At 60.4% G+C, this 9,815-nt stretch carries 10 protein-coding genes; 3 read left to right on the top strand and 7 right to left on the bottom strand.

What is annotated here, in order from left to right:
* Positions 1-235 precede the first annotated feature (235 nt).
* Positions 236-1,162 carry a polyphosphate kinase 2 gene (ppk2, locus tag ACTHL0_RS04555; RefSeq protein WP_440565402.1) on the top strand — a complete coding sequence of 309 codons (927 nt, stop codon included), beginning with the start codon at positions 236-238 and terminating at the stop codon, positions 1,160-1,162.
* 94 nt (positions 1,163-1,256) lie between these two features.
* Here ppk2 and ACTHL0_RS04550 read toward each other — a convergent pair whose 3' ends face one another.
* A complete protein-coding gene (locus ACTHL0_RS04550; RefSeq protein WP_440565401.1) occupies positions 1,257-1,562 on the bottom strand; it encodes an NIPSNAP family protein in 306 nt (101 codons plus the stop codon).
* 269 nt (positions 1,563-1,831) lie between these two features.
* On the opposite strand from ACTHL0_RS04550, the gene ACTHL0_RS04545 reads away from it, so the two are divergent.
* A complete protein-coding gene (locus ACTHL0_RS04545) occupies positions 1,832-2,200 on the top strand; it encodes a VOC family protein (RefSeq protein ID WP_440565400.1) in 369 nt (122 codons plus the stop codon).
* 89 nt (positions 2,201-2,289) lie between these two features.
* On the opposite strand, the gene ACTHL0_RS04540 is transcribed toward ACTHL0_RS04545, so the two are convergent.
* Entirely contained in the window at positions 2,290-2,763 is a 474-nt protein-coding gene (locus tag ACTHL0_RS04540; protein ID WP_440565399.1) for a VOC family protein, read from the bottom strand.
* A 239-nt stretch (positions 2,764-3,002) separates the two neighbouring features.
* Between ACTHL0_RS04540 and ACTHL0_RS04535 the strand changes: the two genes are divergently transcribed.
* Entirely contained in the window at positions 3,003-3,638 is a 636-nt protein-coding gene (locus ACTHL0_RS04535) for a hypothetical protein (RefSeq protein ID WP_440565398.1), read from the top strand.
* 24 nt (positions 3,639-3,662) lie between these two features.
* On the opposite strand, the gene ACTHL0_RS04530 is transcribed toward ACTHL0_RS04535, so the two are convergent.
* The 5 genes from ACTHL0_RS04530 to ACTHL0_RS04510 form a co-directional block, all read right to left on the bottom strand.
* Positions 3,663-4,514 carry a carbohydrate ABC transporter permease gene (locus ACTHL0_RS04530; RefSeq protein WP_440565397.1) on the bottom strand — a complete coding sequence of 284 codons (852 nt, stop codon included), beginning with the start codon at positions 4,512-4,514 and terminating at the stop codon, positions 3,663-3,665.
* A 12-nt stretch (positions 4,515-4,526) separates the two neighbouring features.
* Positions 4,527-5,438, bottom strand: a complete 912-nt coding sequence (locus tag ACTHL0_RS04525) for a carbohydrate ABC transporter permease (RefSeq protein ID WP_440565396.1) — start codon at positions 5,436-5,438, stop codon at positions 4,527-4,529.
* Between the two features lie 112 nt (positions 5,439-5,550).
* The gene (locus ACTHL0_RS04520) at positions 5,551-6,804 is read right to left on the bottom strand and encodes an ABC transporter substrate-binding protein (protein ID WP_440565395.1); all 1,254 of its coding nucleotides are present in this window, start codon (positions 6,802-6,804) and stop codon (positions 5,551-5,553) included.
* 64 nt (positions 6,805-6,868) lie between these two features.
* Complete coding sequence (locus ACTHL0_RS04515) at positions 6,869-8,887, bottom strand: beta-galactosidase (RefSeq protein ID WP_440565394.1); 2,019 nt, start codon at positions 8,885-8,887, stop codon at positions 6,869-6,871.
* A gap of 30 nt (positions 8,888-8,917) precedes the next feature.
* Positions 8,918-9,815, bottom strand: an 898-nt coding sequence (locus ACTHL0_RS04510; protein WP_440565393.1) for an ABC transporter ATP-binding protein, incomplete at its 5' end; no start/stop codon positions are given.

The raw sequence follows: 9,815 nt of genomic DNA, 5'->3' as shown, positions 1-9,815 counted from the left end.
GCTTGCCGTTTGCGCATTCGCATTGCTGTCGTTCGACGCTATACGGATGAGTGGCAATGCGCTGCGCGCCGCTGTGCGGCGCGCGTGAAGGGGCCCTGCGGCGAACGGGAACGAAGTGTGCGACGCGGCAGTAATATGACTGACATTGCTCACCGGCGATAATGGCCGGAAGTGCGACCACCAATTGGAATGAGTTGGCCGGCCGCGAAGCACCTTTACTGTCAGGGAGCACACGATGGACAAGCCGGATCCAAGGGCCGATGCCGAGTTTTTCGCGGAGCGGCAGCGCCGCTTCGAGGAAGATCTCGTCGACGCATACGACGAAGAGCTCGAAATGGAAGTGGACGACCGCATCCTCGATGGCTCCGACGCCTTTACGCCCGAAGCGCGTAGCCAACGCCGGCATTACTTCCGCGAGTTGTTTCGCCTGCAAGGCGAACTCGTCAAGCTGCAATACTGGATAGTGCAAACAGGCCATCGGCTCGTCGTGATCTTCGAAGGTCGCGATGCCGCCGGAAAAGGCGGCGCGATTAAGCGCATCACGCAACGGCTCAATCCGCGCGCGTGCCGCGTCGCCGCACTGCCCGCCCCCAGCGATCGCGAACGCACGCAGTGGTATTTCCAGCGCTACGTGGCACACCTTCCCGCGGGTGGTGAAATGGTGCTGTTCGATCGCAGCTGGTACAACCGGGCGGGCGTCGAACGTGTGATGGGATTTTGCACTGACGATGAATACGAGGAATTCTTCCGCTCGGTGCCCGAATTCGAAAAGATGCTCGTCAACAGCGGGATCCAGATCGTCAAGTACTGGTTCTCGATCACGGATGAGGAGCAGGAGATTCGCTTCCAGGCACGGATTCACGATCCGCTCAAGCAATGGAAGCTGAGCCCGATGGATCTCGAGAGCCGCCGCCGCTGGGAAGCCTATACGCAAGCGAAGGAAGTGATGCTGCAGCGCTCCCACCATCCCGACGCACCCTGGTGGGTGGTACAGGCCGTCGATAAGAAGCGGGCGCGCCTGAACTGCATTCAGCACTTGCTGAACCAAGTCCCGTACCGCGAAGTGGAACACCCGACGATATCGCTGCCGGACCGTGTCCATAACGAAGACTACATTCGGCAGCCCGTGCCGGCAGACATGATCGTCCCGGAAATTTATTGACCCGCGGGCGGGCGCTGCTTGCGGCGCTGGCCTGAGTCACGCATCGGTTGACGCTCAAGCCATCCGGGTTCGATGCGCGCGGCCATGCTCGCCGTTAAGACAACACAGGACGAAAGAAGCTGCGTTCGTAGCTGATCACGCAACGCGTGCTTGCCGCGTACGCGAATGCGGCCTGGCATTCCGGGGCCCGTTGGGAATCGATACGGTACGTTTCATACGCGGCGAGGCTCGGGAAGGAAAATAACGCCAGGGCCACGTTATTGGCGCCTTCGCCGGGAAGAAAGTAGCCGTGATGCGTTCCGCCGAATCGCTGGACCAACGGGATCCACATTTTCGCGTAGGTTTCGAACTCGGCGACCAAGTTTGCATCGATGATATAGCGAACGTGGCAGGTGATCATGAATGAGAGGTTGATTTATTTATCGCCGTAGGGAATAGGCGTGTTCGGAGCAAGCACCATTGTGCCATTGATTGCGGTTTGTCTTGCGGATCGACGGCGATTCAAACGGATCAAAGCCAGGTTGACGGAGCCGATGTCGTCAAATAGCATCCAAGCGTTGTAGCCCAGGTTGTTTTCGGGCCGCGCGATAAGCTGAATCCATGACAGCTTGCGCGCTCACGATAACAAGCACGTGCGGCCTCACGGGCCCATACATTGCAGGAGGGCTCATGTTCGATCACGTTGTGTTCGGCGTCAGCGATTACGCCGCGAGCAAGGCGTTTTACCTCAAAGCACTTGAACCCATCGGCATTGAGGTGGCTCAAGAAGGGCCTTGGGGTATCGAACTCAGCTCAGACGGCAAGACTTCATTGTGCCTCTTCCAGACCGAAGAGAAACCGGCCCGTCTTCACTTGGCATTCAGAGCCGACACGCGCCAGCAAGTCGATGCGTTTTACCGAGCGGCGCTGGAGGCGGGTGGCCAAGACAATGGTGCACCCGGTTTGCGACCGCGATACCACGCGAACTACTATGCGGCCTTCGTGATTGGTCCAGACGGGCACAACGTCGAATTGGTGTGTCATGAGGCCGATGTCTAGGCTTTTTAGAGCGAGAGGCGGCGGCTGAATCCGTCGCTCTTCCGCCGCGTGTTTGACCACATGAAGTGAGCGATCGGCATTTAACCTCCTCACGCTTTCGTCCCCGCATAGGCCGCCTTTAATCGGGCGACATCGAACTTCGTCATCCGCATCATCGCCTCGGCAACACGTGCTGCCTTGATCGGATCGGGGTCGGCCATCATCGGAATGAGATCGTTCGGTACGATCTGCCATGAAACGCCAAACCGGTCCTTCAACCAGCCGCAGTTGTCGTGTGCGCCTCCGCCCTCGACGAGCCTGTCCCAGTAGCGATCAACCTCCGCCTGATCGCTGCAATTGATCATGAGCGATATCGAGTGGTTGAACGACTCACCGCCTTCGGCGCTCATCGCGATGAATGGCTGCCCAAACAGCACGAACTCGACCACTTTCGTTGCACCGGCACTCGGTACCGGCGTGACACGAACCACGCGCGAATCGGGAAAGATTTCCGTATAGAACGCCGCAGCTTGCTCTGCTTCTTTGGCATACCAAAGAAAGGGCGTGATTTTCTGAATCGACATGGCAAGGCTCCTTTGTTTGGTAAATGAAAGGAACATGACGGGTTGCGATTGCGTGCCAGATATCGATACGACGAGTGGGCCGCACCAAACTCGACATCGAGCGGAGCGACGAAGCGTTCTCCAGGAGCCGAGCTATCTCCTGCGCTTTTTCGCAGGCGCATTTGTGGATAGTGCGAAATCTTTCCTAAGATGTGGGAGCAAGCGGATTTCCTGACCGACGACTGAAGGGTCCACAAGTCATGAACCTATATTCTCGGCCGCACACGTATCCTGGTTGCAATCGTACGCGCTCGATCAAGCGCGGTGCACTGCGGGCAAGTTATTCGACCGCAGCCCTGCTCGCGTTGGCCGGTTGCTCGTCGATGACGCCGCCGCAGCCCACCGCCGCTACGCCGCCTTCGCCTCAAACTGAATGCGTCGGCAAGCTCGAACCGCCGTACGGCCTGACGGTGATCAGCGATCCGGCCTTGCTCGCCAAAACGGTACAGCCGCCCGGAAAGGGCGGCTTATGTATGGGTGAGGTTTATCAGGTTACCCAGCCGCTCACGGTTTACCGCGTTTGGGATGCGAGCAAACCGTGGAGCCAATACGGGACATGGTGGAGCTTCAATCCGCCGGCTGGCCCGCGCGATGTCTACCGCGTCAAGAACGAAATCTGCCCGAAATGGAGCAAGCTCGATCAGGTGACGCAATGCCGTTTGAAAGTCGGCTCTGAGATCGTCATCGGCCCGGGGCAAAGCGCGCAATGCGATCCACCGGACACCGGCATCAGCTACGCGCCATCCGCGGAGATTCAAGTCTACGTTCCGAATGACAACTCCGATCCCAGCAAGGAACTCGTATCCGACTGCGTTGCGGCGACGGCATGGCCGTGATCGCAATGGCCGCTGAATGTCAGTTCACCCCTTCGTTGCCCCGAACGTCAACCCGGCGACAAAATGCTTCTGCATGGCGAAGAACATGGCAACGGACGGCAGCGCAGCGAGGATGGACCCCGCCGAGACGAGATTCCAGGCGGTCGTCCATTGCCCCTTCAGTGCGGCCACCCCGACGGTGATCGGTGCGGCATCGTCGCCTTGCGTGAGACAAAGTGCCCAGAAGTAATCGTTCCAGACGAACGTGAACACGAGAATCGCCAGTGCGGCCAGCGCCGGCCGAATCAACGGCAGCACGATTTTGAAGAAGACAGTCCACTCGTTGGCGCCTTCGATGCGCGCGGCCTCGATCAGCTCGAACGGCAGTTGCTTGATGAAGTTCCTCAAGAACAGGGCGCAAAACCCCGTCTGAAACGAGAGATGGAAAAGAATGAGGCCGCCGACCGTGTTGTACAGCCCCAACTTCAACGACAGGTCCCGCACCGGGATCATCAACACTTGAATGGGCACGAAATTGCCCGCGACGAACGTGGCAAACAACGTCGAATTCCCGGGAAACCGATAAATCGCGAGCGCAAAACCGGCCATGGCTGCCAGCGTGATCGCACCTGCCACGGCGGGCAGCGTGATCTGCACACTGTTCCAAAAGTAATGCAGCATGGGTGACGTCGTCAGCGCTTCGCGGTAGTTGTCAATGAGCGCGAAATGCTTCGGCCATCCCCAGTAGTTGCCTTCGGTGAGTTCCTCCGCTGATCTGACTGACGTCACGAGGACGGCAATCATCGGCAGCAGCCAAATCAGCAGTGCCAACGGCAGCGACATCTTGTACGCTCGCCGCGCGGCAGGCGTCCATTTCTCGACTGGCGTGGGAAACATAGTCAGGACTCCTTATCGCTCGTTCCGGAGCAACCGGCGCAGTTGATAGACGATGTACAGCAGCATGATCGCGAACAGTACGACGGCGATGGCGGCGGAGTAACCGAGCCGGTAATACTTGATCGCTTGGTCGTACATGAAATAGGCGAGGACAGTTGAACTTTCGAACGGTCCGCCGCCCGTCATCACCGAAATCAAATCGAAGCTGCGCAGTGCGCCGATGACGGTAACGACGATCGCCATGAATGTCGTCGGCCGCAACTGCGGCAGGATCACGTGCCATAGCAGCGACCAACCCTTGGCCCCTTCCATGCGGGCCGCTTCGATTTGCTCGCTGCTGAGCGTCGTCAGCCCCGTGAGGTAAAGAATCATGCAGTACGCGGTTTGCGGCCATAGCGCGGCGAGGATGATGCCGGGCGTCGCATAGTGGGGATTGCCGAGTACGGGAATGCCGTGTCCGACGATCAAAGCGAGCAGCCCGAACGTCGGATCGTAGAACCAGGAAAAGATAAGGCCCACTACGACGCCGGAGAGCACGAACGGCGCAAAGAAGAGGGACTTGACGATGCGAATGCCCGCAACGGCTTGATTGAGGTAAAGCGCAATGGCAAGCCCCATCGGCGGGGCCAGCAGGAACATCAAGAGCCAAATGACGTTGTTCTTGAGCGCCGTGTAAAACGTCTGCGAATGGAAGAGTTCGACGTAGTTCGCGAGGCCGACAAAGGTCGCGTCCGTCATCCCATCCCAGTTATAGAAGCTCAGGCGGATTGTCGACAGCACGGGCCAGACGACGTAGATCGCCGCCATGATGCATGCGGGCGCGAGAAACAAAAATGCGGCGCGACGCTGGCGGCGCGCGGTTGGCGATACGCGGCTGCGCGCTCGCGCGGCTCGCGGGGTAGCGGCCGTAGCAGGCGTGGGCATACCGTCGCTATCGGCCTGCTGCGTGATGAACTGAGACCCGACACCCTCCTGAACCAACTCCCTCTGCGCGCGCGGCAGCGTCGATTGCCGAGGCCGCGCGCCGTCCCTTCGGTTACTTCTTGTAGATCCGCTGACGCGCTTGTTCGAGGTGCGCCAGGATCGAATCGATCTGCGTCGGATCGGAGATGAACTGCTGCATGCCCTTCATCCCTTCGTCGGCCATCTCTTTCGTCATGTCGCGATCATAGAACTGCGCGATACCGCCTTTCGTGTTCGACAAGATCTGAAAGCCGATTTTCGAAATGGGATCGTCGGGTTCCGGCGATTGACTGTTGGCGGACAACGAGCCGAGTCCCACGCCGAGTTGCGCGCCGATCTTCGGCGTTTCCGTGAAGGCGAGGAACGCGCGTGCATCCGCCTTGTTCTTCGCCTTCGCCGGAATGTTCAGCGTTTCGACGGGGCCGTCTTCGGCTGTCGGCACATTCGCATCGATGATCGGGAACTGGAAGTAGCCCATCTGCGTCTTCACGGTCGGCGAGAATCCGCCCGTGATGAAGGTGCCCATCAGCATCATGGCCGCCTTGCCTTGGAACAGGAACGGCTGGGCGGCATCAAGGTCGTACGACAGCGAATTGTCGATGAAATAACCGGCGTCGAGCAGTTGCTTCCAGGTCGTATAGACCTTCTTCACGCGCGCGTCGGTGTACGGCACTTCACCCGCCATCAGCTTTTGATGGAATGCGTTGCCGTTCAAGCGCAGGTCGAGATAGTCGAACCACCCGGCCAGCGTCCATGCATCGCGTCCGCCCACAGCGATCGGCGCAATGCCCGCAGCCTTCAGCTTCTTGCAGTCGTCGAGGAATTCGTTCCACGTCTTCGGCTCGTTCGCGATACCGACCTTTTGGAAGAGGTCCTTGCGATAGAACATGCCCCACGAGTAGTAAACCGTCGGCGCGGCGTATTGCTTGCCTTCATACGACGAAGCGCTTTTCGTCGACGCATAGGTTTTATCCCAGCCGTTCTTCGCCCAGTCGGCGGACAAGTCTTCGAACAAACCGCGCTTGGCGTAATAGGCCATGCGCTCGCCGTCGTGCCAGTTTACGATGTCGGGCGGCGCCGTCGTGAGCCAGGCGGGCAACTGCACTTTGTACGCTTCTTCATCGATGAACGCGACTTTGACGTCGGTGCCCGGATGCGTTTGCTTGAATTCGTCGACGACTTGCGTCCATACGGCGCGTTGGCTGGCGCCCTTGAACGCAATATTGATTTCGAGCGTGCCGGCCTGCGCTGTCGTGGCGAGCGAGCCCATCGCAAAGGCCGACGCGAGTGCGGCGGCAGAGAGCAAAGTGCGGGGTTTGTTCGTCATGCCTGTCTCCTAAGTATTACGTTGTTGTCGGTGCTGCATCGGATTCGGTATGCGGTTCCGGCGTTCAATGCGCCTTCGTGCTACTTGCGCCACTCGTACGATAGGCGGCCACGCCCTGGGGCTCGATGTCGTGCGAGCCGATCAGGAACGCGTCGCTCGATATATCGTCCGGTAGCCTATACGTTTGCGCTCCATAGTTGAAGACCCACGTGAGACCACCGCGCCGGCTCACACGGATACTATCGCCGAGTTGCGTCGGGGCAAGACCGGCCTCGGCGGCAATGCGGGCGAACAACGCCTGCGTGGAGGCTTCGTCGAACAAGCTTGCAAGGTAGTGCATGGCGCCGTATTTCACATAGGCGGGGTGACCATCGCCGAATACGGCGCGAATCTGCACCGATTCACGGCGGCCGTCGTTCGAGTCCAGGTCGAGCAAGTCCCGCCAATGGCGCGCATAGCCATCCGGTGCGCTGCCGCTGAACGTCACGCGCGGGGTCACGTTCGGCCGCATCGATTCGACGCGCCATACACGCACCGGCAACAGCGAGGCGAGCGGGCCGGGCGGCAGGTTCGCCGGGATTTGAAGATCGACTGTCTTCGATCCTGTCCGCGGTCCGATGACAACATGGGCCAGCGAGCTTTCGAGCCGCCGTGCGAGATCGTCGGATACGACGGGCAACGGGGGGACGACGATCAGCTTATAGCCGTCGAGCGGCGCGTCGGTTGGAATGATATCGACATCGAACCCGAGCGCGCGCAGCGCCGAATAGTATTCGACGGCATACCGAGGATAGTGAAAATCGATGCCTTGCGGCTGGACTTCGAACAGCCATTTGGCGTCGTAGTCGAACAGCAACGCGACGCTCGTTTCCACTTTGCCGTCGGCGTTGGCACTGCCTGCGGCATCGGCCAACAGACGAAGCTCTTGCGCGACGCGCTCCGCTTCGCTGCCACCGATATCGAGCCGGTTATCGGGCGTGTTCAATCCGGCGTGCATCTGTTCCTGCGCGAACGGCGCTTGCCGCCAGCGGAAATACGATACGCAGCCGGCGCCGTGCGCGAACGCTTCCCAGCTCCACAGCCGCACCATGCCGGGCAGCGGCGCCGGGTTCCACTTCGCCCAATTGACCGGGCCCGGCTGCTGCTCCATGACCCAGAACGGCAGCTTCGACATGCCGCGATAGAGATCGTGATTGAACGAGGCAAAATCGGGGTGGCCGGTGCGCAAGTACTTCGCCTTGACTTCGGGTTCGTACCACTGCTCTTCGAGCGCGCCGAGTGGATAGCTGTCCCAGCCTGCCACATCGAGATCGGCGGCCACTTTGTAGTGATCGAATTCGGTGAACAGCTGCATGAAGTTATGGGCGACCGGGCGGCCCGGCGAATGCCGGCGGATGATCTCGACTTGCATCGCGTTGTAGCGTTTGACTTCATCCGATGCGAAACGGCGGTAGTCGAGCCGATGCGAAGGATGCGCTTCCGTTACCGTTCCGATGGGCGCGTCGATTTCGTCGAAGTTGCGGTATTCCATACTCCAGAACACCGTGCCCCAAGCGCGATTGAGCGCGTCGATGCTGCCGTAACGATCTTTCAACCATTCGCGAAAGCGGGCGAGCGCCGCGGGCGAGTAGCTGACGACGGTTTGATGGCAGCCGTACTCGTTGTCGGTCTGCCAATAGGCGACGGCGGGGTGCTGGCCATAACGCGAAGCGACGGCTTCGCAAATCGCCTTGGACGCTTCGAAATAGGAAGGCGACGAAAAGTCGTAATGGCGGCGCGATCCGAATGCACGCACTCTGCCATCGGCGCCGACGGGCAAGATGTCGGGGTGGCGATCGATGAGCCACTTGGGCGGCGTGGCGGTGGGCGTGCACATGACGACTTCGAGCCCTTCGGCCGCGAGCGTATCGATGGCCCGATCGAGCCAGCCCCAGTCGAACTCGCCCGGCGACGGCTCGATGCGGCTCCAGGCAAATTCGGCGATCCGTACTTGCCGGATGCCGAGCGCGCGCATTCTTGCGGCGTCGTCTTTCCACATGGCTTCAGGCCAGTGTTCTGGGTAGTAGCAAACTCCTAGGCGCATTGCAGGGTCCTCTCCTTTTGTCGTGGTCGCTCAGGCGTGTTGTTCGATGGTGCTGAGCGGGGCGACGGCGAAGCCGTCTTGGCCGAATAGATGACAGGCGGCGGCCGGTGCGCGAAAGCGCGCGGGGTCGCCTTGTCTCAGGTGCGCGTCGCCGGGCGCTTTGGCGATGAGCACTGCGCCGCCCGGTTGCTCGAGATGCACGTAGCTGTGTTCGCCGAGCGCTTCGACGAGCGTGATGCTCCGTGAAAGGGTGACGCTCTCTTGGCCGTTGTCCGGCGATGCGTCGCCGAAAACCGGTTCGAGATGTTCCGGGCGCACGCCGAAGGTCACGGGCGCGCCGACGCCGAGGTGTGCTCCATTGAGCGGCAACCGCACGGTTTCGCCGCTGCCATCGAGCGTGACGGTGACGCCCGCCGATTCGATCGACGCCACCTTCGCCGGCAGAAAATTCATGCGCGGCGAGCCGATGAAGCCGGCCACGAATTGGCTCTTTGGCCGGTGATAAAGGTCGAGCGGGGCGCCGATCTGCGCGATGCTGCCGAACCGCTCGGTGTCCTTACCGGCGTGCAGCAGTACGATTTTGTCGGCGAGCGTCATCGCTTCGACTTGATCGTGCGTGACATAGACGACGCTCGCGTCGGCGAACTGCCGATGCAGCCGCGCGATTTCGATGCGGGTTTGGCCACGCAGCGTGGCATCGAGGTTCGACAGCGGTTCATCGAATAGAAATACGCCGGGCTCGCGCACGATCGCGCGGCCGATCGCGACGCGTTGGCGCTGGCCGCCCGACAATTGCTTCGGCTTACGCTCGAGCAAAGCGTCGAGTTGCAACACGCGCGCCGCCTCCGTCACGCGTCGACGAATCTCGTCGCGCGGCACACCCGCGATGCGCAACCCGAAGCCCATGTTCTCGAACACCGTCATGTGC

This window comes from Trinickia sp., assembly GCF_051961175.1.
Classification (GTDB): domain Bacteria; phylum Pseudomonadota; class Gammaproteobacteria; order Burkholderiales; family Burkholderiaceae; genus Trinickia.
Note: the sequence above shows the minus strand (reverse complement) of the source record. Positions and strands in the feature narration are given on the sequence as shown.

Excerpts from the sequence above, each read along its gene's own strand:
- ACTHL0_RS04525 (WP_440565396.1), bottom strand. The coding sequence starts at position 5,438 with ATGCCCACGCCTGCTACGGCCGCTACCCCGCGAGCCGCGCGAGCGCGC.
- ACTHL0_RS04520 (WP_440565395.1), bottom strand. The coding sequence starts at position 6,804 with ATGACGAACAAACCCCGCACTTTGCTCTCTGCCGCCGCACTCGCGTCG.
- ACTHL0_RS04530 (WP_440565397.1), bottom strand. The coding sequence starts at position 4,514 with ATGTTTCCCACGCCAGTCGAGAAATGGACGCCTGCCGCGCGGCGAGCG.
- ACTHL0_RS04550 (WP_440565401.1), bottom strand. The coding sequence starts at position 1,562 with ATGATCACCTGCCACGTTCGCTATATCATCGATGCAAACTTGGTCGCC.
- ppk2 (WP_440565402.1), top strand. The coding sequence starts at position 236 with ATGGACAAGCCGGATCCAAGGGCCGATGCCGAGTTTTTCGCGGAGCGG.
- ACTHL0_RS04535 (WP_440565398.1), top strand. The coding sequence starts at position 3,003 with ATGAACCTATATTCTCGGCCGCACACGTATCCTGGTTGCAATCGTACG.
- ACTHL0_RS04515 (WP_440565394.1), bottom strand. The coding sequence starts at position 8,887 with ATGCGCCTAGGAGTTTGCTACTACCCAGAACACTGGCCTGAAGCCATG.
- ACTHL0_RS04545 (WP_440565400.1), top strand. The coding sequence starts at position 1,832 with ATGTTCGATCACGTTGTGTTCGGCGTCAGCGATTACGCCGCGAGCAAG.
- ACTHL0_RS04540 (WP_440565399.1), bottom strand. The coding sequence starts at position 2,763 with ATGTCGATTCAGAAAATCACGCCCTTTCTTTGGTATGCCAAAGAAGCA.